This window comes from Pseudoxanthomonas broegbernensis (genome assembly GCF_014202435.1).
GTDB classification, from domain to species: domain Bacteria; phylum Pseudomonadota; class Gammaproteobacteria; order Xanthomonadales; family Xanthomonadaceae; genus Pseudoxanthomonas; species Pseudoxanthomonas broegbernensis.
On record NZ_JACHGU010000001.1, the window covers coordinates 369,245 to 395,672 of the forward strand.

Genomic DNA, 26,428 nt, shown 5'->3' on the forward strand with positions numbered 1-26,428 from the left:
TCCCGATGAATCCGCCGCCGGCCGTCGCGCGTCGGCCCCTCGCGCCGGCGAGCGCCGTGCTGCTGGCGATCGTGGCACTGGCCTCCATCGGCACGGCGCGCGCGGCGGACCCGGAGCGCGATCGCCGGAGCATCCTGGCGATGCGCGGCGAGTACCGGGTCGATTTCGCCTTCGACGAGACGGTGCTGCTGGCGCCGGGCTACGCGCGTGCGCCGGCCATGCGCAGCGGCGGCGACGAGGTGGTGATCGTGGTCGAGGACGGTCCGCGCAGGGTGGTGCTGCAGCACCTGCTGGTGGAGCCGAAGAGCGGGCACGTGACCAAGCACTGGTGCCAGGACTGGACCTACGAGGCGCCGCGGCGCTTCGAGTACAGCGCCGAGCGGACCTGGACCGTGCGCGAACTGCCGCCGGAGCTGACCCGTGGCGCTTGGACCCAGTGCGTCTACGAGGTGAGCGATGCGCCGCGCTATTGCGGCACGGGCCGCTGGCGCTACGACGACGGCGTGGCCACCTGGACCGGCGACCCGTCCTGGCGCCCGCTGCCGCGCCGCGAGTACACCCGGCGCAGCGACTACAACGCCTTGTCGGTGGTGAACCGGCATACCATCGCCCCGGGCGGCTGGACCCACGAGCAGTTCAACACCAAGGTGCAGCGCGGGCCGGATGGCCGCCGCCGCGAGATCGCCCGCGAGTTCGGCTTCAACGACTACCAGAAGGACACCGACGTGGACTTCGCGCCGGCCCATCGCTACTGGCAGGCCACCGCGGCGTACTGGGCCAGGGTGCGCGCGCGCTGGGAGCGGTTCCTGGCCGGGCCGCCGGGCCTGCGCATGAAGACCGGGGTGGACGGCATGGCGATGATCGTGCCGCTGTTCGTCCAGGCCGGCCGGGTGGAGCAGGGCGAGGCGGTGGCGGACGCGCAGATCGATGCGGTCTTCGCCCAATGGGTGGAGCCGGCGCCCTGACCCGGGCCGCGCCCCGGGCGGGCCGGACGGAAGGCGGGACCGGGCCGGCGCGCGGCGTGCGGCCATGCCGCCTGAAGGGCGCGGCGGCGGCCTCGGCCGGGCGCCTCGGCGGCCCTCGCGCGGGGCGCGCTTCCCGGGGCACCGGCATGCCTATACTGGAACGTCATGGAATGGCCGGACGGCCGGGAGGATGGGATGTTCCCTACGAGTTTTCTTGCACTGGTATTGCTGGTCGCCGGCGTGATCGTGCTGTTCAAGACCGTGCGCATGGTGCCGCAGGGGTTCGAATGGACGGTCGAGCGCTTCGGCAAGTACACCCACACCCTGGACCCGGGCCTGCACTTCCTGATCCCGGTGGTCTACGGGGTCGGCCGCAAGGTGAACATGATGGAGCAGGTGCTGGACGTGCCCAGCCAGGAAGTGATCACCAAGGACAACGCGGTGGTGCGCGTGGACGGGGTGGTGTTCTTCCAGGTGCTGGACGCGGCCAAGGCCGCCTACGAGGTCGCCAACCTGGAGGTGGCCTCGATCGCCCTGGTCCAGACCAACATCCGCACCGTGATCGGCTCGATGGACCTGGACGAGTCGCTGTCCAACCGCGAGCGGATCAACGCCCAGTTGCTCAACGTGGTCGACCACGCGACCAGCCCCTGGGGCATCAAGGTCACCCGCATCGAGATCCGCGACATCCAGCCGCCGCGCGACCTGGTCGACTCGATGGCCCGGCAGATGAAGGCCGAGCGCGACCGCCGCGCGGTGATCCTGGAGGCCGAGGGCCACCGCTCCTCGGAGATCCTGCGCGCCGAGGGCGACAAGCAGGCCGCGATCCTGCAGGCCGAGGGCCAGAAGGAAGCGGCGTTCCGCGAGGCCGAGGCCCGCGAGCGCCTGGCCGAGGCCGAGGCCAAGGCCACGCAGATGGTGTCCGAGGCGATCGCCAATGGCGACGTGCAGGCGATCAACTACTTCGTCGCCCAGAAGTACGTGGAGGCGTTCAAGGAGCTGGCCACCGCGCCGAACCAGAAGTTCGTGCTGATGCCGATGGAGGCCAGCGGCATCATCGGCTCCATTGCCGGCATCGCCGAGCTGGCCAAGGAGGCGCTGGGCAAGCAGCAGGGCGCCACCGCCACGCGCCTGGCGCGCGGTGCGCAGCCGCCGCGGATGGGGGACTGAGCCATGCGCTGGGACGTGACGACCTGGGCGGTGGTGGCGCTGGCGCTGATGGCCGCCGAGACCCTGGCGCCGGGCGCGTTCATGCTGTGGATGGGCTTCGCCGCCGCGGCGGTGTTCCTGGCCGTGCTGCTGGTGCCGGGCATCCCGGTGCTGGCCCAGGTGGCCGCGTTCGTGGTGCTGAGCTTCGTCTCGATCCAGATCTACCGGCGCTGGTTCCGCAAGGGCGCCCGGCAGAGCGACCGCCCGCTGCTCAACCGCCGCGCCGAGCAGAACATCGGCGCGGTCGCGCCGCTGGACCAGGCGATCGCCGGCGGCCGGGGGCGCATCAAGCTGGGCGACGCCTTCTGGGCGGTCGAAGGCCCGGACCTGCCGGCCGGGACGCCGGTACGCGTGATCGCCGTGGACGGCATGGTGCTGAAGGTGCAGGAAGCCTGACCCGGATGCACAGCAGCCCGGCTTCTGCGCCGCCGAGGGCACGGCCGGGAGGCGGCTGATGGCGGGCTGCTGCGGATGCGAGGTCGAGGTGCGCCTGCTGCAGGCGCGGCAGCGGCGCGTGCTGGCCTGGGTGCTGGCGATCAACGCGGCCGCGTTCGCCGGGATGGTCGCCGCGGCGCTGCACGCCGGTTCCAGCGCGCTGCTGTCCGGCGCGCTGGACAACCTCGGCGACGCGCTGACCTATGCGCTGAGCCTGGCGGTGGTGGGTGCCTCGCTGCGCGCCAAGGCCTGGGTGGCGATGTTCAAGGCGGCCCTGATCCTGGGCGCGGCCGCGGCGGTGTGCGGTTCCATCGCCTGGCGCCTGCTCGTCGATCCGGCGGTGCCGCTGTTCGGCACCATGGGCTGGGCCGGCGGTCTCAACCTGGCGGCCAACCTGCTGTGTCTGTGGCTGCTGCGGCCCTACCGGGACGGCGACGTCAACCTCGCCTCCGCCTACGAATGCGCGCGCAACGACATCGCCGACGGCGTGGCGGTGCTGGCCGCCGGCGCGGCGGTGTGGTGGACCGGCGCGGGATGGCCCGACCTGCTGGTGGCCGCGCTGTTGCTGGCGGTGTTCCTGCGTTCGGCCTGGCGCGTCTTCCTCGCCGCGCGCCGGGCGCTGGCCGAAGCCGGCCGCGCCGCGCCGCGGCCGGGCTGACGGGGGCGGGCGGCGCATCTGGGATAATGGCGTCCTTCCCTTTCGCGAGACCGCCATGACCCGCAAGACCGTGCTCAACGACAGCCACCGCGCGCTCGGCGCCAGGATGGTCGACTTCGGCGGCTGGGACATGCCCATCCACTACGGCTCGCAGATCGACGAGCACCACGCGGTCCGGCGCGAGGCCGGCATGTTCGACGTCAGCCACATGACCGTGGTCGACCTCCACGGCGCGCGCGCGCGCGCGTTCCTGCGCCGCCTGCTGGCCAACTCGGTGGACAAGCTGCAGACGGCGGGCAAGGCGCTTTACAGTTGCATGCTCGACGTGCGCGGCGGCGTCATCGACGACCTCATCGTCTACCTGCAGGACGAGTCGTTCTTCCGCATGGTCGTCAACGCGGCCACCCGCGAGAAGGACCTGGCGTGGATCCGCGAGCAGGCCGCGCCCTTCGGCGTGGACGTGCGCGAACGCACGGAGCTGGCGATCATCGCCGTGCAGGGGCCGCAGGCGCGCGCCCGGGTGATCGGCCTGCTGCACGAGGGCGACCGCGCGGCGGCGCAGGAACTCGGCCGCTTCGCCGCGGTGCACGTGCGCTCGGCCGGCGGCGCGCCGCTGTTCCTGGCCCGCACCGGCTATACCGGCGAGGACGGCTTCGAGGTCGTGCTGCCCGAGGATGCGGCGGTGGCGTTCTGGAACGCGCTGCTGGCGGCCGGGGTGACGCCGGCCGGCCTGGGCGCGCGCGACACCCTGCGCCTGGAGGCGGGCATGAACCTCTACGGCCAGGACATGGACGAGAGCACCACGCCGTGGGAGGCGGGGCTGGCGTGGACGGTGGCGCTGGACGAGGCGCCCGCCGGGCAGCCGCGCGACTTCATCGGCCGCGCCGCGCTCGAGGCGCAGCGCGAGGCCGGGGTGCCGCGCCGGCTGGTCGGCCTGGTGATGGACGGTAAGGGCGTGCTGCGCCACGGGCAGAAGGTGCTCACCGCGCAGGGCGAGGGCGAGATCCTGTCGGGCACCTTCTCCCCGACCCTGGGCAAGGCGATCGCCTTCGCGCGCGTGCCGGCCGGCGAGACCGGCCGGGTGCGGGTGGACATCCGCGGGCGCGAGGTGCCGCTGCGGGTGGCCCGGTTCCCGCTGGTGCGCGAGGGCCAGGCGCAGCCGGACGCGCTGGGCTGAACGCGCCGCCGGCAGGATTCCTGCGCCGTCCGGTCCTCCGCTAAACTGGCCTCCCTTCCCGAAGCAGCGTGTGACCGGAGCCACCCATGAGCGAGATTCCTGGCGACCTCAAGTTCCTCAAGTCCCACGAATGGGCCCGCGTCGAAGGCAATGGACGCATCACCGTGGGCATCTCCGACCATGCCCAGGGCCTGCTTGGCGACCTGGTCTACGTCGAGCTGCCCAACGTCGGCGACAGCATCGAGGCCGGCAACCCGGTGGCGGTGGTGGAGTCGGTGAAGGCCGCGTCCGACGTCTACAGCCCGGTCGGCGGCACCGTGGTGGAGGTCAACGCGGCGCTGGCCGACAAGCCCGAGACCATCAACGAGGACGCCTACGGCGAAGGCTGGCTGTTCGTGGTCGAGACCAGCGACGCCGACCAACTGGCCGACCTGCTCTCGCCCGACGACTACGCCGAGCTGATCGAGGAAGACGACCACTGAGCCGCCCGGCGCGCACGCCGGTTCCTCGGTTGTCGCAACGACGCCCGCCTGCCCAGGCGGGCGTCCGCGTTTGCGGGCATCGGTTTCTCCTGCGGCGCGCGCGCGATCGCTCGCCGAAGACGCCGAATCGGCTTGCGCAGTTCTGCGCAAATCGGCTTGTGCGGCGCGAAACGGAAGCGCCGCCCGAGAAATTTTTCGACGCGTCGTGACGGCGCCTTGACGCGCCGTTCCGGCATGCCGGCGCGCATGCGACGCCATCGGCGCGCGGCGATGGTCGACGACGCCATCGCGAAAAATCGCTTGTTTTACGCATCCGTTTGCGAAGCGCCGCGCGGCGGCGGGCGGCGCGGACGGCACATGGCGCCCGCGTGGCCGGCCGCCGGCAGCGGATCGGCCGCGCGCGGCGCGCAAAAAAAATCCGCGCGGGTGTTGACAGTAAAAAAAACCGTGATTAGGTTTCGCCCAGCAGACGCTGCCTGCCGAAGCGAGTGAGTCGAATCAACACCACAACGCAAAGCACAACCCGGGCATCCGCCAAGAAGATCACGACGGTGGATCAGGCCCGCTTCCCTCCGAAAAAAGCAGCGAACCCCAATTCTTCCGCCCGCGCCGTCGCAACGCGCGGGCTTCCCCGTATCCGTATCGACGTGCGTACCGCGCCGACGGACTCCCCTCGGCGGATGTCGCCGCGGGTTTTCGCGACTGGGCGTTACCCATCCGTAATCCACTGACGAGGAGCCAACCATGGCTGTCAAGAAAGCTGCCAAGAAGAAACCCGCCGCCAAGAAGGCGGTGAAGAAGGTCGCCAAGAAGGCCGCCGCCAAGAAGGCGGTGAAGAAGGTCGCCAAGAAGGCCGCCGCCAAGAAGGCGGTGAAGAAGACCGCCCGCAAGGCCACCGCCAAGAAGGCGGTGAAGAAGACGGCGAAGAAGGCGGCCAAGAAGTCCACCGCCAAGAAGGCCGCCAAGAAGACCGCCCGCAAGGCCACGGCCAAGAAGGCGGTGAAGAAGACCGCGAAGAAGGCCACGGCCAAGAAGGCCGCCAAGAAGGCGGTGAAGAAGACGGCGAAGAAGGCCGTCGCCAGGAAGACCGTGAAGAAGGCGGCCAAGAAGACCGCCAAGAAGGCCGCCGCCAAGAAGCCGGCCGCGAAGAAGGCCGCCAAGAAGCCGGCCGCCAAGAAGACCGCGAAGAAGCCGGCCAAGAAGAAGCCGGCCCCGGTCGCGCTGCCGGCCACCCCGGCGCCGCTGATCTGATCGATCCCCGATAGCCGTACGACCATGACTCCCTCCCCGATGCCCAGCGGGGAGGGAGTTTTTTTATGGGCGCGAGGCGGAGGCCCGCCGGGTCATCGCGGCGAGGCGACCGAGGAGGAGGAGGAGACGCCCGCCGACGGCGAGGCCGGCGAGGTGCCGTCGTCGGCCATCAGGTTGTCGCTGCCGAAGTCGGTGTCCACGTCCAGCCAGCGTTGCGCCGGCATGCCCAGGGCGCGGTCGAGGATGGTGGGCAGCAGGCCGGAGGGCAGGTTGCTCTCGCCGTTCCAGAGAATGGCCACGCCCAGGTCGCGGCCGGGCAGCAGCGCGGTCAGGCCGCGATAGCCCTGCACCGCGCCGGCATGGAACACCACCTCCTCGCCGGCGTAGTCGAACACGCGCCAGCCCAGCGCATAGCTGGCCGAGTTCACCCGCTCGTGCCGCCAGCCCGAGCGCATCTCCCCGGGCGTGGCCACGATGGGGGCGTGCAGGGTGGCCAGCAGCGGCGCCGGCAGCACGTCGGGCCGGTGCCCGGTCTGCGCCAGCAGCCATTGCGCCATGTCGCTGGCGCTGGCGTTGACGCCGGCGGCGGGCGGCAGGCGGTAGTAGGTCGGCTTCGGGTTCAGCGACACCCAGCCGTTGCGGCTGCGCGCGTGCGGCTTGGCCCAGCGCGCGCTGCCCTGCAGCCCGGCCAGGCCCAGGCTGGCGTCGCGCATGCCCAGCGGTTCGAGCAGGCGGCGTTGCACCGCCTGCTCGTAGAAGGACCCGGAAGCGGCGAAGACCACGTCGCCGACCAGGCTGAAGGCCACGTTCTGGTAGGCGTAGCACTCGCCCGGCGCGCAGCGCATGGGCGCGGCCGCCAGTTTCTGCACCACCTGGTAGTACTCGGCGTTGCCTTCGATGTCGCGGTCGAAGGCGTTGTACGCCTTCAGCCCCACCCGATGGCTGAGCAGGTCGGCCACCGTGACCTGGCGGGTGTAGCCCTCGTCGGTCAACTGGAAGCCGGGCACGTAGTCGGACACGTGGCTGTCCCAGCGCAGGCTGCCGTCGTTGACCAGCAGGCCGGTCATCGCGCCGGCGAAGGCCTTGGACAGCGAGGCCAGGCGGAACACGGTGTGGGCGTCCACCGGCTGCGGCCGGACCACGTCGGTGACGCCGTAGCCGCGGGCGCTGAGCACGCGGCCGTCCTGGACGATGGCCATCGCCAGCCCGGGCACGCGTTGGCCCTGGACCAGTTGCTCGGCCATCGCCTCGAACCGGGCCACGTCGAACCCGGCCGCCACCGGCTGCACCGGCGCGGCGGGGAAGGTGCGGTACGGCATCGGCTGGGTTGGCGGCAGCGCCGGCACGTCGGCCGACAGGGTGGGCGTGCGCGCGATGGAGGGCAGCGCCATGGCCAGCAGCAGGGCCAGCGATGCGGTCTTCAGCGACCGGGAGCCGTAGGCGTGGGACGAGGGCCTTGCCGGCCGGCGCGCGCGTGCATCGTTCATCGCTGCTGGTGCCTGTAATCTACTGCTTGGATCGATTCTAGCGCCGGCTTTCCGGAATGCACAAACCAGGAGAAGATGAATGGGCAGTTTGTTGATCCTGTTGGTATTTTTGGGTCTTCTCGCGGCCGTGGCGCTGTGGGCGGTGGGCATCTACAACGGGCTGGTCACCAGCCGCAACGGCTGGCGCAACGCCTTCGCCCAGATCGACGTGCAGTTGCAGCGGCGCTTCGACCTGATCCCCAACCTGGTGGAGACCGCCAAGGCCTACATGGCCCACGAGCGCGAGACGCTGGAGGCGGTGATCGCCGCGCGCGCGGCCGCGCAATCGGGCCTGGCCGCGGCCAAGGCCGATCCCGGCGATGCGGTGGCGATGGCGCAACTGGCCGCGGGCCAGGGCCAGCTCAACGGCGTGCTCGGCCGGCTGCTGGCGGTGGCCGAGGCGTACCCGGACCTGAAGGCCAACCAGAACATGATGCAGCTCAGCGAGGAGCTGTCCTCCACCGAGAACCGGGTGGCGTTCGCGCGGCAGGCCTACAACGACGCGGTGCTGGCCTACAACAACAAGCGCGAGATGTTCCCCTCCAGCGTGGTGGCCGGCATGTTCGGCTTCGCCCCGGCCGCGCTGCTGGACATCCCCGCCGACACGCCCCAGGTGCGCGAGGCGCCGAAGGTGCAGTTCTGATGGACCGCCGGCCCCGATGAACCTGCGCGCATGAACTTCTTCGAGCGCCAGGCCGCGGCGCGACGCGGTTCGGGGCGGCTGGTGGTGCTGTTCGCGCTGGCCGTGCTGTGCATCGTCTTGGCGGTGGACGCGGCGACCCTGCTGTTGACCGGCAGCGCCGGCGCCACGCTGGCCGCGACCGTGGCCACGCTGGCGGTGATCGGCCTGGGCTCGCTGTACCGGATCGCCTCGCTGCGCGGCGGCGGGGCGGTGGTGGCCGCGCAACTGGGCGGCACCTGGGTGCCCGAGGACACCCGCGACCCGTCGCTGCGGCGGCTGCGCAACGTGGTCGAGGAGGTCGCCATCGCCTCCGGCGTGCCGGTGCCCAAGCTGTTCGTGATGGAGCAGGAGCCGGGCATCAACGCCTTCGCCGCCGGCTACAGCCCGTCCGACGCGGCCATCGCGGTGACCCGCGGCGCGCTGGACCGGCTCAACCGCGACGAGCTGCAGGGCGTGATCGCGCACGAGTTCAGCCACGTGCTCAACGGCGACATGCGCCTGAACGTGCGCCTGATGGGCGTGCTGTTCGGGATCATGATGCTGGCCCTGATCGGCCAGCGCATCCTCATCTACGGGCGCGGCGGCCGCAGCCGCAACGGCGGCGCGGTGCTGGTGGCCGCGCTGGTGGCGATGGTCGTGGGCGGCATCGGCGTGTTCTTCGGCCGCCTGATCAAGGCCGGCGTCAGCCGCCAGCGCGAATACCTGGCCGATGCGGCGGCGGTGCAGTTCACCCGGCAGACGCGCGGGCTGGCCGGCGCGCTGAAGAAGATCGGCGGTCTGCCCGCCGGTTCGCGCCTGGACGACAAGGCCGACGCCGAGGAGATCGGGCACATGCTGTTCGGCCAGGGCAGGGCGGCGTCCTCGTGGCTGGCCACCCATCCGCCGCTGGCCGAGCGCATCCGCCGGCTGGAACCCTCGTTCGACGCGCGCCAGTTGCAGGCGCTGCAACAGCGCTGGCGCGCGCATCCGCCCGATGGCCTGGCCGAGGACGTCGCGCTCGGCCTGGCGCAGGCGCCCGTGGCCCCGCCGTCCTTGCCGGCATCCGGCGCACGCATGGCCATGACGCCGCCGCAGGTGGCCGGCCAGGTGGGCGCGCCGGCCGAGGACGACTACCGCCATGCCCACGACCTGGTGGAGGGCCTGCCCGAGTCGCTGCGCGAACTGGCGCGCGGGCGCGCCACCGCCATGCCGCTGCTGGCCGGCCTGCTGCTGGAGGCCGACCCGGCCGTGGCCGCGCGCCAGCGCAGCGAACTGGTGGCGCGCTGCGGCGAGGCCATGGCTGCGCACGCCTTCGAGCTGCGCCGGCAGCGGCTGGAAGCGCTGCACCCGATGCAGCGCCTGCCGCTGGCGGCGCTGGCCTTCCCGGCGCTGCGCCAGCGGCCGCGTCCGGAATTGGACGCCTTCCTCGGCGCGATCGAGGCGATGGTCCATGCCGACGGCCAGGTCTCGGTCTTCGAGTACTGCCTGTCGCGGCTGCTGCAGGTGCAGGTGCGCGAGGCGCTGGACCCGTCGCGCCATGCGCGCTTCGGCCGGCGCAAGGCCAGCGGCGTGCGCGAGGAGTTCGCCACCTTGCTGGCGGTGCTGGCCCAGGCTGGGCACCCGGACCAGCCGCTGCAGGCGCAGCGCGCCTACCTGGCCGGGCTGCAGCGGGTGCTGCCGCGCGACCACGTGGCGTACGCGCCGCCGGCCGAGGGCGTGCGCGCCCTGGACGCGGTGTGGGAGCCGCTGGACGCGCTGGCGCCGCCGGCCAAGCAGGTGCTGGTGGAGGCCCTGGTGGACGCGGTCTCCCACGACGGCCGCGTCGGCGTGGCCGAGGCCGAGCTGCTGCGCACGGTGTGCGCGCTGCTGCACTGTCCGCTGCCGGCGATGCTCGAGCGGGGCCGATGAGCCCGGCCGCCGCGGCCCCGTCGCGGCTCGGCCGGTTCCGCGCCGCGCTGTCCGAATCGCCCCCGCTGCTGTGGGCCTTCGTCTACTTCTTCTGCCTGCTCAGCGGCTACTACGTGCTGCGCCCGGTGCGCGAGGCGATGGTGGCGTCCAGCGACATCGAGGCGGTGTTCCCGCACGCCATGGTCGCCTTCTTCGCCGGCCGCGGCGTGGCCCTGGGCGAGTTCACCCTGCAGGTCATCTTCACCGCGGTGTTCGCGATCATGCTGCTGCTGCAGCCGGTGTACGGGTGGCTGGTGAGCCGCTTCCCGCGGCGGGTGTTCCTGCCGGCGATCTACGGGTTCTTCATCGGCACGCTGCTGCTGTTCTACCTGATGTTCGACAGCGGCGTGGCCGGCCGCGGGCTGGCCTTCATCCTCTGGATCACGGTGTTCAACCTGTTCGCCGTGGCCGTGTTCTGGAGCTTCATGGCCGACGTCTTCGACAACGCGCAGGCGCGCAGGTTCTACGGCTACATCGGCGCGGCCGGCACCTTGGGGGCGTTCCTCGGCCCGATGCTGACCAAGGCCCTGGTCAAGCAGGTCGGCATCGCCAACATGATGCTGGTCTCGGCCGTGCTGCTGAGCGCGTGCGTGGTCTGCATCCTCAAGCTGCGGGCCTGGGCGGTGCTGCGCGAGCGCGAGCGGCGCCTGGCCAGCGGCGAGGTGCCGATGGGCGGCAAGTTCCTGGCCGGGCTGAAGCTGGTGGCGCGCGAGCCGCTGCTGCGCTGGCTGGCGTTGGTCGTGATCGCAGGCGTGGGCGTGGGCACGCTGCTGTACAACGAGCAGAACGCCATCGCCCGCACCGCCTTCGCCACCGCCGCCGAGCGCGCCGACTACTTCGCGACCCTGGACCTTGCGGTCAATTCGCTGACCCTGCTGGTGCAATTGTTCGCTACCCGGCCGCTGCTCTCGCGCTTCGGCATCGCCCCGGCACTGCTGATCCCGGGCTTCGCCATCATCGTGGGCTTCTCGGTCCTGGCCGCCTCGCCGCTGCCGTTGATGGTGGCCGTCGTCCAGGTGGTCACCCGCGCCAGCGAGTTCTCGCTGGCCAAGCCGGCGCGCGAGACCATCTACACCCGGGTCGGCCGCGAGTGGCGCTACAAGGCCGGCGCGGCGATCGACACGGTGATCTACCGCGGCGCCGACCTCGGCTTCGTGTGGCTGCACAAGCTGCTGTCGGCGTTCGGCTCCAGCGCGGTGTTCGGGGCCGGGTTGCTGGTGGCCACCGGCATGACCGTCGGCGTCCTGCGCCTGCTGCGCGAGGAGGCCAAGCTGCCGTCCGAGCGCGGCGCCGGAGGAGCGGTGGAGGATGCGCCGGCGTCGCCGGCCTGAGGCGGCGGCCCACATCAGGCGGCAGGACGGGTGCGGTGCCCGTGTTCGGTCGCGCAGCCCGCGCCCGGCGTCGTCAGGCCCGCAGCGGCAGCGCGAACAGCGCCGCGCCGAGCACGAACAGCGCGGTCAGCACGTGGACCAGCGGACGGTTCACGCGCAGGAAGATGAACTGTTCGAGCGCGCGCCCGATCCAGAACAGCACCATGAACCACAGCAGCGCGCGTCCCAGTGCCGTGCCGCGCAACTGCGCCGGATACAGCAGGCACAGCAGGCCGATGCCGAGGAACACGTAGACCAGGCGCAGGTTGAGGATCTGGACGATGGCGCGGGTCGGCAGGCCGACCTTGGCCAGTTCGCGCTTCCAGCCGAACAGCCTCCAGAACGCGAGATGGAACGCGGCGAAGCCGAAACTGTGCAGGGCGCAGAGCAGCAGCGGGAGATCCGGGCGCATCGGGGGGTCCTCAGGCGGCGGCCTGGCGGCCTGGCGGCGGTGCCACGGCAGGGAAGGGATGCGAAGACGGCGGGCACGGGGCCCGCCGTCGTGGCAATGCCGCCAGGCGCGCGGGCGGCTCAGGCCGCTTCGCGCTTGCCGGCCGGGTGCTTGTCGTAATAGCCGGCCGAGCGCAGCTCGTGGACGTCGAAGTCGTCCACCGTGATCGTCTCCAGGGTGATCCGGCGCAACTCCTCCAGCAGCACCCGCTCCTGCGCGGTGATCACGCCCTCGGCCACGGCCTCGTCCAACTGCGTGTGGAACTCCAGCGCCTCGATGCCGCGGGTCTTGATCGCCTTGAGGAACTTGCGCTCCACCGGCTCGGCCTGGATCGCCGTGGCCAGGTAGCTGTCGATGCGGCCGCCGGGATTGTTCGCGCAGGGGGTGGTGAACACGCCCGCGCCCAGGCGGTCGCGCGCCTCGTTGGGCGACATCAGCAGCGCGGCCACGCGATGGCACAGGCGGTCGCCGGGCGCCTCGGCGCGGCGACCCAGCGGGAACACCAGCAGCCACAGCGCCCAGCCCACCGGGCGGATCGGGAAGTTGCGCAAGGCATCGGACAGCGCGGTCTCGATGGCGTGGAAGCTGTTGTACATGCTCCACGCCAGCAGCGGCTTGTCCGCCTCCGGCGCGCCCTCGTCATGGTGGCGCTTGAGCACCGCGCCGGCCATGTACAGGTGGCTGAGCACGTCGCCCAGGCGTCCGGACAGCGACTCCTTGAACTTCAGCTTGCCGCCCAGCAGCAGCATCGACGCGTCGGCCAGCAGGGCCAGGTTGGCGGCGTAGCGGTCGAGCTTGCGGAAGAACGGGCGGGTGTAGCCGTCGCCGGGCGCACCGCCGATCCTGGAGCCGGTGATGCCGAACCAGAACGAGCGGAAGGCGTTGGAGACGCCGAAGCGCACGTGCCCGGACAGGCTTTCGTCGAATGCGTCCAGCCCGGCCTTGTGGTCTGGGTCTTGCGCGGCCTTCATCTCCTTCATCACCCACGGATGGCACAGGATCGCGCCCTGGCCGAAGATCAGCAGGCTGCGGGTCATGATGTTGGCGCCCTCGACGGTGATGCTGATCGGCGCGGCCTGCCAGTTGCGGCCGGCGAAGTTGCGCGGGCCCAGGATGATCCCCTTGCCGCCGATCACGTCCATCACGTCGGACACGACCTCGCGGCCCATGTTGGTGCAGTGGTACTTGGCGATCGCCGACGGCACCGACGGCACGTCGCCGCGGTCCACGGCGGCGGCGGTGGCCTGCGACAGCGCGCTGATGGTGTAGGCCTTGCCGCCGATGCGGGCCAGCGCTTCCTCCACGCCCTCGAAGCGGCCGATCGACAGGCCGAACTGCTTGCGGATGCGGGCATAGGCGCCGGTCACCCGCGCGCCGATCTTCGCCCCGCCCGAGGCGGTGGAGGGCAGGGTGATGGAGCGGCCCACGGCCAGGCACTCGTTGAGCATGTTCCAGCCCTTGCCGGCCATCTCCGCGCCGCCGATGAGCTGGCTCAGCGGGATGAACACGTCGCGGCCGCGGATCGGCCCGTTCTGGAACGGCGAGTTCAGCGGGAAGTGGCGGCGGCCGATCTCCACCCCGGCGGTGTCGCGCGGCAGCAGCGCCAGGGTGATGCCGATGTCCTTGGTGTCGCCGATCAGCCCGTCCGGGTCGTACATGCGGAAGGCCAGGCCGATGAGCGTGGCCACCGGCGCCAGGGTGATGTAGCGCTTGTCGAAGGTCAGGCGCACGCCGAGCACGTTGGCGCCGTTCCACTCGCCCTTGCAGACGATGCCGAAGTCGGGGATGGACGTGGCGTCGGAGCCGGCGAACGGGCCGGTCAGGCCGAAGCACGGAACCTCCTGGCCGGAGGCCAGGCGCGGCAGGTAGTGGTCCTTCTGCTCCTGGGTGCCGTAGTGGTTGAGCAGCTCGCCCGGGCCCAGCGAGTTGGGTACGCCCACGGTGGAGCTGACCACGCTGGAGATCGAGGCGATCTTCTGGATCACCTTGTGGTGGGCCAGCGCCGAGAAGCCCAGGCCGCCGTACTGCCTGGGGATGATCATGCCGAAGAACCTGTTCTGCTTGATGAACGCCCACAGCTCCGGCGGCAGGTCGGCGTGGATGTGGGTGATCTCCCAGTCGTCGATCATCCGGCAGAGTTCCTCCACCGGGCCGTCGAGGAAGGCCTGCTCCTCGGCGGTGAGCTGCGGCTTGGGGTAGTCCAGCAGCTTCTGCCAGTCCGGGTCGCCGGTGAACAGCTCGCCCTCGAAGCCGACCGAGCCGGTCTCCAGGGCGATGCGCTCGGTCTGCGACAGCGGCGGCAGGACGCGGCGGAAGACCTTGAGCAGCGGCCCGGTGACCAGCGGCTTGCGCAGGAAGGGCAGCAGCAGCGGTACCGCCACCAGCGCGGAGACGGCGGCGACCGTGGCGGTGGCTGCCGGGTGCGCGCCCAGCAGCCAGCAGGCGGCCAGCGCGGTGGCCTGCAGCGCGGCCCAGGTGGCCAGGCGCAGCCGGTGGTAGGCGGCGAACCCGCCGATCAGCACGAAGGCCAGGATGGGTGCGGCGATACTCATGAGCTTGCTCCGGTGACGGGCATGGGCGCCCGATGCGCGGGGGAGCGTCCGGTCCCCTCGTTCCGGTCCAGGTCCGCCAGGCAGTCCAGGACGGCGGCGGTGAAGCGGTCGTTGTCGTCGCCGGCCAGCATATGCGTGGCATCGGCCAACTGCACGTGGCGCGCGTGCGGCGCCAGTTCCATGAAATCGGCCACGGTACGCGCCGATACCAGGTCGCTGCGGCCGCCGCTGACCAGCAGCAGCGGGCAGCGCACCGCGCGCGTGGCCGCGGCGATGGCGTCCTGGTGGCGTTCGCCGTCGCGGGCCAGCTCGTCCACCAGGCGCCGGTCCCAGTGCCAGTGCCAGCGGCCGTCCGCGTCGCGGCGCAGCAGCTCGCGCAGCGCGCCGGGCGGCCCGGCCGCGTCCGGCTCCCGGCGGCGGTGCGGCAGGTAGGCGGCGATGGCCGCGGCGGCCTGTTCCAGCGACGCGAAGCCTTCGGGGAAGGCGGTCATGAAATCGATAACGCGCTGCAGGCCCGCGCTTTCCCAGCGCGGGGTGATGTCCACCAGCACCATGGCGCGGAACAGGCCGGGCCAGCGCGCCTCGGCCAGCAGCCCGAACAGGCCGCCCATCGAGGCGGCGACCAGCAGCGGTGGCCGTGGCAGTTCGCCGGCCAGCACGATCAGGTCGTCGGTGAACTGGTGGCCGGTGTAAGGATCGTCGTCGGCGTTGCGGCCGGAGCCGCCATGGCCGCGGGCGTCGTAGGCCAGGCCGGCGAATCCGCGCGCGGCCAGCGCGTCGGCGGTGGCCGCCCACGCGCGCCGGGTCTGGCCGAAGCCGTGCGCGTACAGCACCGAGGGCATGCCCGCGTCCTGCCCGGCCCGCGCATGGGCGGTGGCGGCCAGCGTGACGCCCGCACCGGCCAGGCTCAGGCCGGTGGAACCGAAGGAGACGGGCACGGAGCAAACCATACCAGTTAGTATGGATGGCCGCGGAGGATTGTCAATACGACTGCGTATGGGCAAGTCCGCCGCGGTGCGGAATTCCTGCCAGCCCTTGCCGCGCCTTGGTTTCCGCCGCAACCGCATACTGCGACGAACCACAGCGTATGGTTAAATCCGGAGCATGAACACGATGACCACGCCTGCCATCCCCACTCCCACCGCCGCCGCCCCGGCCTCCGCGCGCAACACGCGCCTGAGCGCCGCCGACTGGGCCCAGGTCGCTCTCGACGTGATCGCCGAGCAGGGCGTGTCCGCGGTGGCGGTGGAGCCGCTGGCGCGGCGGCTGGGCGTGACCAAGGGCAGCTTCTACTGGCACTTTCCCTCGCGCGATGCGCTGCTGCAGGCCGCGCTGGAGCGCTGGGAGGACGTGGAGCAGGAGCAGGTGTTCGGCAGCCTGGAGGAAGTGCCCGATCCGCGCGAGCGGCTGCGCGTGCTGTTCCAACTGGTGGGCCACGAGACCAAGCCCCACGCGATCTACAGCGAACTGCTCAAGGCGCTGGACCATCCGGCGGTACAGCCGGTGGTGGAGCGCGTCTCGCAGCGGCGCCTGGACTACCTGACCGCGTCCTTCCGCCAGGCGGGGCTGGTCCGGAGCGAAGCGCAGCACCGCGCGCGCCTCACCTACGCCGCCTACGTCGGCTTCCTGCAGTTGCGTCCGCAGCAGCCGAAGATGACCCACGAGGAATTCGACGAGTACCTCGAGCACGTGATCAATACGCTGATCCCGGGCTGATTCGCGGTCGCCGTTCCCCGGCACAGGAACCTGCCTCAGTCGGGGCTGGCCCGGCGGCGCGCCGGCTGCCCGCGTCCCTCCACACCGGGCCAGCACCGGCCGAACCCGGCTCCTGCAAGCAGCGGGCCCGTGGCGGCGCGATCGTGCCAGGCGCCCTCAGGCCGCGAATGCCGGCCGCGTCAGGTTCTCCGGCGCGTCCTCGGTGCAGGCCACGTCGTCCTCGATGCGGATGCCGCCGTAGGGGCGGAACGCCTCTACCCGGGCCCAGTCCACGCTGTCGGCGCGCCCGTCGCCCTTCAGTTCGTCCAGCAGCATGTCGATGAAATAGATGCCCGGCTCGATGGTCACCACCATCCCCGGCTCCAGCACCCGGGTCATGCGCAGGTAGGGGTGGCCCTCCGGGCGCGGGATGCTGCCGCCGCGGTCGCTGGCGGCGAGGCCGGCCACGTCGTGCACCTGCAGGCCGATCGGGTGGCCCAGGCCGTGCGGGAAGAACGCCGCGCTCACGCCGGTGGCCAGCGCCGCCTCCGGCGAGGCCTTCAGCACGCCGAACTCGCGCAGGACGCCCATCAGCGCCAGGTGCGCGTCCAGGTGCAGTTGCCGGTAGTCCGCGCCTGCGCGCACCGCGGCGCACATCGCCTGCTGGGCGGCGTCGACCGCCTCGATCATGGCCTGGAACTCGCCGCCATGGTCGCTGGCGTGGGTGCGGGTGATGTCGGCCGCGTAGCCGCAATGACTGGCGCCGGCGTCGATCAGGAAGCTGCGCGGCTCGGTCGGCGGGGCGCGGTCCAGTTCGGTGTAGTGCAGCACCGCGCCGTGCTCGTTCAGGGCGACGATGTTCTGGTACGGCACCTCGGTGGCGTCCTGGCGCGCGGCGGCGCAGTAGGCCATGTGGATCTCGAACTCGCTGGCGCCGGCGCGGAACGCGGCCTCGGCGGCGACGTGCGCGCGCGCCGCCCGGTGCTGGGCCATGCGCATCAGCGCCAGCTCGTACGGGGTCTTGAACGAGCGCTGGTAGTGCAGGTAGTCCAGCGCCGGCGCCGGGTTGTTCGGTGCGTAGTCGCCCAGCGCGCTGTTGGCCTCGCCCAGGATCGCGCAGCGCGCGGCGGGGCCGGGCAGCAGCGGCAGGGCTTCCTCGGGGGTGCGGACCACGTGCACGTCCACGTGCTCCACCCACCAGCCGCCGGGCGCGTCCGGCACCACGTGCCAGTAGTCCCGCGGCTGCAGGTAGATGACCTTCGGCCGCTGGCCGGGGGTGTACGCCAGCCAACTGTCGGCCACGGCGGTCAGCGGCAGCCAGTGCTTGAAGTGCGGGTTGACCGCGAACGGGTAGTCGCGGTCGTCGAACGCCTGGTAGTGGCGGCGGCCGCTGGGAATGAGCAGGTGGTCGTGGCCGCTGCGGGCCAGCGCCTCGTCGGCGCGCGCGCGCAGCACGGCCAGGTGCCGGGGATAGAGCAGGGCGGGATCGGTGTCGTTCATGGCGCGGGTGGAAAGCGGGAAGACCGGTAGTGTGCCCCATCCGCTCCCGCCGGGAATCCGCGGCCGCAGCAACCCCGGGTGCTGCTCGTGATCGTGTCGTGTGGCGGCGCATCGCCTCGGAAGGCGGAGGGTGCGGCGGCGTACCGCGACACGAGTGTCCTCCGGCGCCCACTGGACGGCTCCCCTTTGCTGCGTGCCGGCAGGACGTACGACGCACGCGTGCCGATGGCCGCCGCTGGCGGGAGGGCGCGAGCGATGCGGCGGTGTGGAGTCCGTTTGCGCGAAGTGGAGATGGCCGGCGATCAGCGCGCCGCCGCGTCCTCGCCGACCCAGTCGCGGATGAGGCCGCGCTGCTCGTCGGAAACGGTCAGGAAGCGGAATCCGCACCAGGCCTGGCCGGGCGTATTGGCCGCGCCGGACCAGAGCAGGTGCACGCCGACCATGATCGGCGCCGCGCCGCGTCCGCCGAGATGGAAGCGCAACTGGTACAGCGCATCCTCCAGCAGCGGGCTGGAGGCCAGCAGCAGCATGCCCGACTCGGACAGGTTGCCCAGGTGGCCGACGATCTCGTCGGTCATCACGTCCACCACCGGTACGCTGTCGGCGACCTGGCGGCGCGGGGCGCGGCGGGCTTCGTGGATCATGCGCCGCCCACCTCGGTCCCGTCCGCCGATGGCGCGGCCCTGCCGCCGGCCAGCCCGCGCAGCGTGCGCAGCGTGGCGTGCCAGGCGCGGTCGATCAGCCGGCCGCGGTCCTCGGTGACGATCCGCGCCTGTCCCTGCGCCATCAGCCGCGCCAGGGCGTCGAGCGAATGCTCGCCCACCTTGTGCCCGCGGGCGTTGACGAACAGTGCGTTGTCGGTGACCGGGCTGTACCAGGACAGGCGCTGGCGGCGCACGTCGCCCTGCTGGTTGGACACGAACTCGAACCAGGTGCCGAACGGCAGCGTGCGCAGCCGCTCGTAGCAGGCCTGCTCGCCGTCCGAGCGCGGCGGCAGGTGCGCGCCGCGCGCCTCGGCCTGCTCGCCCTCGCCCAGGCGGGTGCGGGCCTTGAGCTTGGCGGTCAGTTCGGTGCGCGAGGTGGTTTCGTCGTCCTCGCTGCGCGAGAGCCGGCGCGAGATCGCACTGGCCTCGTCGGCGTGATAGCCCACCTGGCGCAGCGCGGTGTCGATCTGCCCGGCCAGGGCCGGGTCGGCCGGCGCGTCGGGCGCGCAGGTGATCTCGACGATGCGCGAAGTGGCCTCGTCGCGCTCGCGCCATTCGGGCGAGTCCTCGCCATGGCGCAGCGCGGTCAGGGTCAGCACGTCGGCCCAGGCCTGGCCCAACAGCGCCTGCACGAACTGCGGCGGCTTGCGCCCGCCCAGGCGCGCGGCGATGGCCTCGGCGGCGCGGTGCTTGGCCGTCTCCAGTCGGTCGCGCCCGCGCGCGGCCTCCACCTGGCGGCGTTCGCCGACCTCGGCCTTGCGCGCCTGCGCGCGGTGGTGCTCCTGCACTTCGCGGTTGGCCCGCTCGAACACGGCCTCGTCGCCGTCGTACTCCTCGACCACGCGGTCCACCGCGCGCTCCAGGCGCTGCACCAGTTGCGGGTCGGCGTCGTCGTCGGCCAGCCAGGTCGCGCCGGACTCGGCCACCGAGTTGAGCAGCTCGCGCGCCGGATGCTGGTCGCGGACGAAGAAGCTGCGGTCCTGCACCGCGGCGCGGGCCACCGGCACCTGCAGGCGTTCGAGCAGGTCCTGCGCCGGGGCGTTGCGGTGCACCTCGCGGCCGATCTCGCGGTAGAGCATGCCCAGCAGCTCGAAGGTGTCGCTGTGCTCCTGCGAGAGCCCGGCCTCGGGGCCGTGCGACTGGCGCACGTGCTCCAGCATCGAGTGGTGCAGGTCGTCCATGGTCCGCCGGCGCTTGCCCGGCAGGCGCGCGGGCGGGGCCGATTGCAGCGTGCCCAGCGCATTGGTCACCGCATCCAGCGGCAGGATGCGGCCCGGTGCCTGTCGCGGCGTGGCGCCGCCGGCCGTGTTGGCCTGGCGGTGTGCGGACAGCATGCCCTGCAGCGCGCCGAACACGGCCTGCTCGGGAAGCCCGGGACGGGCGCCGGGGCTGGCGGGAGCGGCCGCCGTGGCCGCGCCGCCCTCCACCACGCCGGGTGGCGCCTGCGGGGCTTCGGGCAGCCCCGCCAGCAGCGCCCCGTTCCAGTCCGAGCGATGGCCCTGGCCCTGCCATCCGGTCAACGGCCGCGGTCTGGGGGTGCCGGCGGTGCCAGGCGCCCCGGGCGCCCCGGGCCGGGCCGGGCGCCGGCTCTGGCCCGCGGTGCGCGGCCGGTACGGCAGGTAGGCCAGCCCGGGCAGCACGCCCTCGTGCGCCAGCAGGGTGTTCAGGCGCCCGACCAGTTCGCCGTAGCGGTCCATCACCTGGCGCTCGAACATGCGGTACAGCAGCAGTTGCGAGTCCAGGTTCATCCGCAGCGACTCGCCCGCCTCGCGCAGAATCCGGCACAGCGCGAACGGGCCGATCGGCAGGCGCTCGGGATCGAAGGCCGGGCGCGCGGCCAGCACGCCGAAGCGCTGGCCCAGCAGCAGCAGCGGGGTGCCGCCGCGCTGGGCCTGGTGTCGGGCGATTTCGCGCAGCACGATGTCGCGGTCCAGGTCGGTATCCTCGACCAGGGTCAGGCGCTGGTACTGCAGCGGGTCCTCGGGTTCCTCGGCCGGCGCCTCGGGCATAGGCGCCTCGCGCAGGCGCGCCAGTTCGGCTTCCAGCGCGGCCAGGTAGCGGGGGATGAGGTCGGCGCGATGCTGGCGCAGGTACTGCAGCTCGGCGAAGCACTCGGCCTGGTGCTGGCTGCTGCGGGCCCGCTCGGCCTGCTTGAACAACTGCCGTTCCAGTTCGTTGAGCGCCAGTTCCAGCGAGGTGGACAGGTACTGCGCGGCCAGCGCGTTCACCGCCCCCAGCAGGTGGCGCACGCGCGGCGGCAGCGCGGCGCTGGCCAGCGTCGTCGGTGGCGCGTCGCGGCGGGCGGCGGTGTGGGGGCTGGGGGACATCCGGCGGCGGCTTTCCCTGTGCACAGGGGCGTTGGCGTGTCGCCGCGGGGGCGGCGAGCCACACCGGCGAGTATGGCCGATCGGGCGGGCTACAGGAACAAGCCGATGACGTCGTTGGCGAAGCGGCGGCCCAGCGCGGTCGGGCGCACGCGATCACCCTCGACCTGCAGCCACTGGCGCTCGCAGGCCTGCGCCAGCGCGGCGTCCAGGCTGTTCCCGGGCAGCCCGGTGCGGGCCTGGAAATCGGCCAGGGCGAAGCCCTCGTGCAGGCGCAGCGCGTTGAGCATGAATTCGAACGGGCGCCGCTCCGGATCGATCCGCTCGTCACCGCCGATGGCGCCGGCGGTGCCGGCCGCGGCCATCCACGCCGCCGGGTGCCGCTGCTTCCAGCGGCGCAGGATGGCCTGCTCGGCGCCCAGGGTGATCTTGCCGTGGGCACCGGCGCCGATGCCCAGGTAGTCGCCGTAGCGCCAGTAGTTGAGGTTGTGCGCGCATTGCCGCCCGGGGCGGGCGTAGGCGCTGGTCTCGTAGTGCGCGTAGCCGGCCCGGGCCAGCAGCGCCTGGCAGCGTTCCTGGATGTCCCAGGCCAGGTCGTCGTCGGGGATATCCGCCGGCGGCTTGGCGAAGAACACCGTGTTCGGCTCCAGGGTGAGCTGGTAGTGGCTGACGTGCGCCGGCCGCAGGGCCAGGGCGCGTTCCAGGTCGTGCTCGGCCATCGCCAGGTCCTGGCCGGGCAGGGCGTACATGAGGTCCAGGTTGAGGTTGTCCAGGCCGGCGTCCTGGGCCAGCTTCACCGCCGCCTCGGCCTCGGCGCCGTCGTGGATGCGGCCCAGGCGGCGCAGGCAGCCGTCGTCGAAGCTCTGCACGCCGAAGCTGACCCGGTTCACTCCGGCGGCGCGGTAGCCGTCGAAGCGGCCGTGCTCGGCGGTGCCGGGATTGGCCTCCAGGGTGATCTCCGCTTGCGGCGCGATCCGCAGCCGCGCCGAGGCGGCCTGCAGGAAGCGGTCGATGGCCTGCGGCGGGAACAGGCTCGGCGTGCCGCCGCCGAAGAACACGCTGTGCACGGTGCGGCCCCAGGCCAGCGGCAGGTCGTGCTCCAGGTCGCGCACCAGCGCGTCGACGTAGTCGTCGAACGGCAGCGCGCCCTTGGCCGCGTGCGAGTTGAAGTCGCAGTAGGGGCACTTGCGCACGCACCAGGGCAGGTGCACGTACAGCGCCAGCGGCGGCGTCAGCAGCGCGGGCGTGGCGGCTTGCTCCACGGGCCGCGGCGCGTCCGGCGGCGGCGTGCCGGGCCGTGGTCCGGCAGGGCTAGGCGTGCTCGCCATGGAACGCCGCGGTGCCGGCCAGGGCGGCCAGGTCCAGCCCGCCCAGGCGCGACTGCAGCACGGCCAGCGCCTTGCCGCGGTGGCTGATGCGGTTCTTCAGCGCCGGCTCCAGCTCGGCGGCAGACAGGCCATGTTCCGGGTCCAGGAACACCGGGTCGTAGCCGAAGCCGCCGGCGCCGCGCGGTGCGTCCAGGATGGTGCCGGCCCACGCGCCCTCGGCGATCAGCGGCTGCGGGTCGTCGGCGTGGCGCAGCAGCACGATCACCGCGTGGAAGCGGGCGGTGCGCCGCGCCGGCGGCAGGCCCGCCAGTTCGTCCAGCAGCCGGGCGATGTTGGCCGCGCTGTCGCCGTGGCCGCCGGCATAGCGGGCCGAATACAGGCCCGGCGCGCCGTCCAGCGCGTCCACGCACAGGCCGGAATCGTCGGCCAGCGCCGGCAGGCCGGTGAGGCGTGCGGCATGGCGGGCCTTGAGCAGTGCGTTCTCCACGAACGTCAGCCCGGTCTCCTCGATGTCCTCCACTCCCAATTCGCCCTGCGGGACCAGGACCGCGCCGGTGCCTTCCAGCAGCGCGCGCAGCTCGGCCAGCTTGCCGGCGTTGCCGCTGGCCAGGACCAGGCGCGGAGCGGGAAGGGAGGCCACGGGTGCGGGGCTCAGGCGTCCAGCGCCTTGCGCTGGGCGGCGAGCAGGTCGCCGATGCCCTTTTCCGCCAGGGCCAGCAGCGCGTCCAGCTCGTCGCGTCGGAAGGCATGGCCCTCGGCGGTGCCCTGCAGCTCGATGAAGCCGCCGCCGTCGTTCATCACCACGTTCATGTCGGTATCGCAGGCGCTGTCCTCGGCGTAGTCCAGGTCCAGCACCGGCACGCCCTGGTACACGCCCACCGACACCGCGGCCACCGCGCCGAATACCGGGTTGCGCTTGATTTCGCCGCGCTTGAGCAACCAGTCCACCGCATCGACCAGGGCGACGTAGGCGCCGGTGATCGCGGCGGTGCGGGTGCCGCCGTCGGCCTGGAGCACGTCGCAGTCCAGGGTGACGGTGCGCTCGCCCAGCGCGGCGCGGTCCACGCAGGCGCGCAGGGTGCGGCCGATCAGGCGCTGGATCTCCAGGGTGCGCCCGCCCTGCTTGCCGCGCGCCGCCTCGCGGTCGGAGCGGGTGTGGGTGGAGCGCGGCAGCATGCCGTATTCGGCGGTGACCCAGCCCTCGCCCTTGCCGCGCAGGAACGCCGGCACCCGGTTCTCCACGCTGGCCGTGCACAGCACGCGGGTCTGGCCGAAGCAGACCAGCACCGAGCCTTCGGCATGGCGGGTGAAGCCGCGTTCGATGCTCACCTGGCGCAACTGGTCGGGAGCGCGGCCACTGGGACGGACGACGGTCATGCGGGATTTCCGGCTGATGAGGGAGTGGAGCGGGCGGCGGCATCCGCCGCACGGGCGGCCGCGCAGATGCACGGCGTGCCGCGAAGGGCCGGCTAGATTACCATTCGCGCCTTGCCATCGATGGATTCGCGCATGATCCGCAGCATGACCGCCTTCGCCAGCGGCGAACGCTCCACCCCGTGGGGTGTCCTGGGCTGCGAGCTGCGCTCGGTCAACCATCGTTTCCTGGAGACCGGACTGCGCCTGGCCGATGACCTGCGCGCGCTGGAGCCGGCCCTGCGCGAACGCGTGGCCGCGCGCGCGCAGCGCGGGAAGCTGGACCTGGCGCTGCGCCTGCGCGCGCCGGAAGCGGCGGCGACGCTGGCGGTGGACGAGGCGCTGGTGGAGCGGCTGGGCGCACTGGCGCAGCGGCTGGACGCGAAGTTCCCGCGCCTGCGCGTGGAGTTCACCCAACTGCTGCAACTGCCCGGCGTGCTGCAGGCGCCGGTGGCCGACGGCGAGGCCCTGCAGGCGCAGGCGCTGGAGCTGCTGGACGAGGTGCTGGACGAGTTCGTCGCCGCGCGCGAGCGCGAGGGCGCCAAGCTGGAGGCGGCCATCGGCGAGCGGGTGGATGCGATCGAGCGCATCGCCGCGCAGGTGCGCGAGCTGATCCCGGCCATCCGCGAGGGCCAGCGCGCCAAGCTGGCCGCGCGCCTGGCCGAACTGCCGCACCCGGTCGATCCGGGCCGCACCGAGCAGGAACTGGTGATGTGGCTGCAGAAGCTGGACGTGGACGAGGAACTGGACCGCCTGGACAGCCACATCGCCGAGATCCGCCGCGCACTGCGCCAGCCGCAGCCGGTCGGGCGCCGGCTCGACTTCCTGCTGCAGGAATTCAACCGCGAGGCCAACACGCTCGGCTCCAAGTCGGTGGATGCGCGCACCTCCAATGCGGCGGTGGAGCTGAAGGTGCTGATCGACCAGGTCCGCGAGCAGGTGCAGAACATCGAATGAGCATCAGGGGCACGCTGTACATCGTCGCCGCGCCGTCCGGGGCCGGCAAGAGCAGCATCGTCAACGCGGTGCTGGAGCGCGACCCGGGCATCCGCCTGTCGGTCTCGTTCACCTCGCGCGCGCCGCGCCCGGGCGAACGCGACGGGCAGCACTACCACTTCGTTTCCGCCGCGGAGTTCCAGCGCATGATCGATGCCGGCGACTTCTTCGAGTACGCCCTCGTGCACGGCGACTGGAAGGGCACCGCGCGGCAGTCGGTGGAGCCGCAACTGGCCGCCGGCCACGACGTGCTGTTGGAGATCGACTGGCAGGGCGCGGCCCAGGTGCGGGCCAAGGTGCCCGACGCGGTGAGCGTGTTCATCCTGCCGCCTTCGCGGCAGGCGCTGGAGCAGCGCATGCGCAAGCGCGGCCAGGACAGCGACGCGGTCATTGCCCGGCGCCTGGCGGCGGCGCGCGAGGAGATGTCGCATTACGCCGAGTTCGACTACGTGATCGTCAACGAGGTGTTCGACGCCGCCGTGGACGAGATGTGCGCGGTGTTCATCGCCAGCCGCCTGCGCCTGGCCCGGCAGCAGGCCCGCCAGCGCGGGCTGATCGAGGCGCTGGTCGCGCCGGACGTGCCGGACGTGCCGTGATGGGCGGCTTGTTCAGGAGTCGTCGGCTTCAGTCGGCGCCCGCCATGCTGGCGAGCCGACCCTGGCCGGTTCCCGGGCCCTGTCGCCGACCGAAGCCGGCTCCTGCAGGCGCCGCACCGGATAGCGCTGGCGGCTCCGTCATCCCCGCCGCGCCTACGCCCAGTCGATCTGCCCGCGCACCACGCTGACCACCCGGCCGCCGGACCAGACCTCGCCGTCGGCGTCCACGCGCATGTCCAGGCGCGCATCGTGGCCGACCTCGCGGCCCTGGCTGACGCGGTAGCGCCCGTCGGCGCCCGGCAAGGCGCCGCGCAGCGCCAGCCATGCGGCCAGGGTGGCGTTGGCCGCGCCGGAGGCGGCGTCCTCGAAGATTGCCGGGCCGCCGACGAAGGCGCGCGCGGCGATGTGGTAGTCGCCGCCATGGCAGCGGGCGAAGGCCAGCACCCCCATGCTGTCGGTGGCATGGGCCAGCGCGGCGACCGCGTCCCAGTCCGGCGCCGCGCCGCGCAGGCCCGCCTCGTCCCGTGCCTCGGCCACCCACCAGCGGCGGCCGCCATCCATCAGCGCCGGCGGCAACTCGCCGGGCGGCAGCCAGCCCAGCGCGGCGTGCGCGGCGCGCGCATCGGCGGTCTCGACCAGGCGCGCGCGCGGCGTGCGGATGGCGATGCGGCGCGCGCCCTCCGCCTCGTCCACCTGCAGCGGCAGCACCCCGGCGATGCCTTCCTGCAGCAGCAGGCCGTCGCGCGGCCGGGCCCGCCCGGCTTCCAGCACGACGTGCGCGGTGCCCACGCTGGGATGGCCGGCGAACGGCACCTCGCGCTTGGGGCTGAACATGCGGATCGCATAGCCGGCGCCCGGGCGCGTGGGCGGGAACACGAAGGTGGTCTCCGGCAGCCGCGTCCAGCGCGCGATGGCCTGCATCGCGACATCGTCCAGGCCGGCGGCGTCGAGCACCACGGCCAGCGGATTGCCGGCGCCGGGCCGGTCGGCGAACACGTCCACCTGGACGAACGGGCGCAGGGCCATCGATGGCGATCCTCGGAGCGAAGGGCGGCCGAGCTTACCAAGCCATCGGCCGGTGTTCGTCGGCATGCGGCCAGCTCGCAACCGGCGGGCGCAGCGTGGCGGCAGGATTCGCCGCTTCCGCGCGGTGCCGCCTGGCTGTTCGCAGGGGCCGGGCAGGGCCGG

The 26,428-nt window shown here is 72.4% G+C and carries 25 protein-coding genes; 14 read left to right on the plus strand and 11 right to left on the minus strand.

Annotation, left to right across the window (positions count from 1 at the left end; all coding sequences use genetic code 11):
• Positions 1-5 precede the first annotated feature (5 nt).
• The 8 genes from HNR76_RS01590 (at position 6) to HNR76_RS01625 (ending at position 6,177) form a co-directional block, all read left to right on the plus strand.
• Positions 6-965, plus strand: a complete 960-nt coding sequence (locus HNR76_RS01590) for a DUF6607 family protein (RefSeq protein ID WP_246428980.1) — start codon at positions 6-8, stop codon at positions 963-965.
• Between the two features lie 195 nt (positions 966-1,160).
• Positions 1,161-2,135: an SPFH domain-containing protein gene (locus HNR76_RS01595; RefSeq protein ID WP_162311187.1), complete on the plus strand. Its 975-nt coding sequence runs from the start codon at positions 1,161-1,163 to the stop codon at positions 2,133-2,135.
• Between the two features lie 3 nt (positions 2,136-2,138).
• Positions 2,139-2,570, plus strand: a complete 432-nt coding sequence (locus tag HNR76_RS01600) for an NfeD family protein (protein ID WP_162311188.1) — start codon at positions 2,139-2,141, stop codon at positions 2,568-2,570.
• 55 nt (positions 2,571-2,625) lie between these two features.
• Positions 2,626-3,267: a cation transporter gene (locus HNR76_RS01605; protein WP_425501801.1), complete on the plus strand. Its 642-nt coding sequence runs from the start codon at positions 2,626-2,628 to the stop codon at positions 3,265-3,267.
• A gap of 55 nt (positions 3,268-3,322) precedes the next feature.
• Complete coding sequence (gcvT, locus tag HNR76_RS01610; protein WP_162311190.1) at positions 3,323-4,444, plus strand: glycine cleavage system aminomethyltransferase GcvT; 1,122 nt, start codon at positions 3,323-3,325, stop codon at positions 4,442-4,444.
• Positions 4,445-4,530: 86 nt separating this feature from the next.
• The gene (gene gcvH / locus HNR76_RS01615) at positions 4,531-4,926 is read left to right on the plus strand and encodes a glycine cleavage system protein GcvH (RefSeq protein WP_162311191.1); all 396 of its coding nucleotides are present in this window, start codon (positions 4,531-4,533) and stop codon (positions 4,924-4,926) included.
• Between the two features lie 270 nt (positions 4,927-5,196).
• The gene (locus tag HNR76_RS01620) at positions 5,197-5,418 is read left to right on the plus strand and encodes a hypothetical protein (RefSeq protein WP_162311192.1); all 222 of its coding nucleotides are present in this window, start codon (positions 5,197-5,199) and stop codon (positions 5,416-5,418) included.
• 252 nt (positions 5,419-5,670) lie between these two features.
• Positions 5,671-6,177, plus strand: a complete 507-nt coding sequence (locus HNR76_RS01625) for a histone (protein WP_162311193.1) — start codon at positions 5,671-5,673, stop codon at positions 6,175-6,177.
• A gap of 92 nt (positions 6,178-6,269) precedes the next feature.
• On the opposite strand, the gene HNR76_RS01630 is transcribed toward HNR76_RS01625, so the two are convergent.
• Positions 6,270-7,664, minus strand: coding sequence for a serine hydrolase domain-containing protein (locus HNR76_RS01630; RefSeq protein WP_162311194.1), 1,395 nt, complete (start codon positions 7,662-7,664; stop codon positions 6,270-6,272).
• Positions 7,665-7,743: 79 nt separating this feature from the next.
• Here HNR76_RS01630 and HNR76_RS01635 point away from each other — a divergent pair, with 79 nt between their 5' ends.
• From HNR76_RS01635 to HNR76_RS01645, 3 genes are read left to right on the plus strand one after another with little or no spacing between them, the layout of a single operon-like run.
• Positions 7,744-8,346 (plus strand): LemA family protein, encoded by a 603-nt coding sequence (locus HNR76_RS01635; protein ID WP_162311195.1) that lies wholly within the window; start codon positions 7,744-7,746, stop codon positions 8,344-8,346.
• 30 nt (positions 8,347-8,376) lie between these two features.
• Positions 8,377-10,272, plus strand: coding sequence for a M48 family metallopeptidase (locus HNR76_RS01640; RefSeq protein WP_162311196.1), 1,896 nt, complete (start codon positions 8,377-8,379; stop codon positions 10,270-10,272).
• The gene (locus HNR76_RS01645) at positions 10,269-11,642 is read left to right on the plus strand and encodes an NTP/NDP exchange transporter (RefSeq protein WP_162311197.1); all 1,374 of its coding nucleotides are present in this window, start codon (positions 10,269-10,271) and stop codon (positions 11,640-11,642) included. Before HNR76_RS01640 ends, HNR76_RS01645 begins: the two co-directional genes overlap by 4 nt.
• A gap of 73 nt (positions 11,643-11,715) precedes the next feature.
• Here the strand turns inward: HNR76_RS01645 and HNR76_RS01650 are convergent, their stop codons facing one another.
• From HNR76_RS01650 to HNR76_RS01660, 3 genes are all read right to left on the minus strand, one after another.
• Positions 11,716-12,093 (minus strand): hypothetical protein, encoded by a 378-nt coding sequence (locus tag HNR76_RS01650; protein WP_162311198.1) that lies wholly within the window; start codon positions 12,091-12,093, stop codon positions 11,716-11,718.
• Positions 12,094-12,212: 119 nt separating this feature from the next.
• Positions 12,213-14,684, minus strand: coding sequence for an acyl-CoA dehydrogenase (locus tag HNR76_RS01655; protein WP_162311199.1), 2,472 nt, complete (start codon positions 14,682-14,684; stop codon positions 12,213-12,215).
• Positions 14,681-15,634, minus strand: a complete 954-nt coding sequence (locus HNR76_RS01660; RefSeq protein ID WP_162311200.1) for an alpha/beta fold hydrolase — start codon at positions 15,632-15,634, stop codon at positions 14,681-14,683. The genes HNR76_RS01655 and HNR76_RS01660 overlap by 4 nt, the downstream gene beginning before the upstream one ends.
• A gap of 163 nt (positions 15,635-15,797) precedes the next feature.
• On the opposite strand from HNR76_RS01660, the gene HNR76_RS01665 reads away from it, so the two are divergent.
• The gene (locus HNR76_RS01665) at positions 15,798-16,400 is read left to right on the plus strand and encodes a TetR/AcrR family transcriptional regulator (RefSeq protein WP_162311201.1); all 603 of its coding nucleotides are present in this window, start codon (positions 15,798-15,800) and stop codon (positions 16,398-16,400) included.
• A gap of 156 nt (positions 16,401-16,556) precedes the next feature.
• Here HNR76_RS01665 and pepQ read toward each other — a convergent pair whose 3' ends face one another.
• The 6 genes from pepQ to rph form a co-directional block, all read right to left on the minus strand.
• Positions 16,557-17,879 carry a Xaa-Pro dipeptidase gene (pepQ, locus tag HNR76_RS01670; protein WP_162311202.1) on the minus strand — a complete coding sequence of 441 codons (1,323 nt, stop codon included), beginning with the start codon at positions 17,877-17,879 and terminating at the stop codon, positions 16,557-16,559.
• A gap of 302 nt (positions 17,880-18,181) precedes the next feature.
• Positions 18,182-18,523 carry a PilZ domain-containing protein gene (locus tag HNR76_RS01675; RefSeq protein WP_162311203.1) on the minus strand — a complete coding sequence of 114 codons (342 nt, stop codon included), beginning with the start codon at positions 18,521-18,523 and terminating at the stop codon, positions 18,182-18,184.
• Positions 18,520-20,910, minus strand: a complete 2,391-nt coding sequence (locus tag HNR76_RS01680) for a DUF1631 domain-containing protein (RefSeq protein WP_162311204.1) — start codon at positions 20,908-20,910, stop codon at positions 18,520-18,522. Before HNR76_RS01680 ends, HNR76_RS01675 begins: the two co-directional genes overlap by 4 nt.
• Before the next feature lie 89 nt (positions 20,911-20,999).
• Positions 21,000-22,235 carry a radical SAM family heme chaperone HemW gene (gene hemW / locus HNR76_RS01685; RefSeq protein WP_162311205.1) on the minus strand — a complete coding sequence of 412 codons (1,236 nt, stop codon included), beginning with the start codon at positions 22,233-22,235 and terminating at the stop codon, positions 21,000-21,002.
• Positions 22,219-22,875 (minus strand): RdgB/HAM1 family non-canonical purine NTP pyrophosphatase, encoded by a 657-nt coding sequence (rdgB, locus tag HNR76_RS01690; protein WP_162311206.1) that lies wholly within the window; start codon positions 22,873-22,875, stop codon positions 22,219-22,221. The genes hemW and rdgB overlap by 17 nt, the downstream gene beginning before the upstream one ends.
• Before the next feature lie 11 nt (positions 22,876-22,886).
• The gene (gene rph, locus HNR76_RS01695; protein WP_162311207.1) at positions 22,887-23,612 is read right to left on the minus strand and encodes a ribonuclease PH; all 726 of its coding nucleotides are present in this window, start codon (positions 23,610-23,612) and stop codon (positions 22,887-22,889) included.
• Positions 23,613-23,744: 132 nt separating this feature from the next.
• Here rph and HNR76_RS01700 point away from each other — a divergent pair, with 132 nt between their 5' ends.
• A complete protein-coding gene (locus HNR76_RS01700; protein ID WP_162311208.1) occupies positions 23,745-24,605 on the plus strand; it encodes a YicC/YloC family endoribonuclease in 861 nt (286 codons plus the stop codon).
• Between the two features lie 2 nt (positions 24,606-24,607).
• Positions 24,608-25,240 (plus strand): guanylate kinase, encoded by a 633-nt coding sequence (gmk, locus tag HNR76_RS01705; RefSeq protein ID WP_162311283.1) that lies wholly within the window; start codon positions 24,608-24,610, stop codon positions 25,238-25,240.
• A 153-nt stretch (positions 25,241-25,393) separates the two neighbouring features.
• On the opposite strand, the gene HNR76_RS01710 is transcribed toward gmk, so the two are convergent.
• Entirely contained in the window at positions 25,394-26,266 is an 873-nt protein-coding gene (locus tag HNR76_RS01710; RefSeq protein ID WP_162311209.1) for a PhzF family phenazine biosynthesis protein, read from the minus strand.
• Between the last annotated feature and the right edge of the window lie 162 nt (positions 26,267-26,428).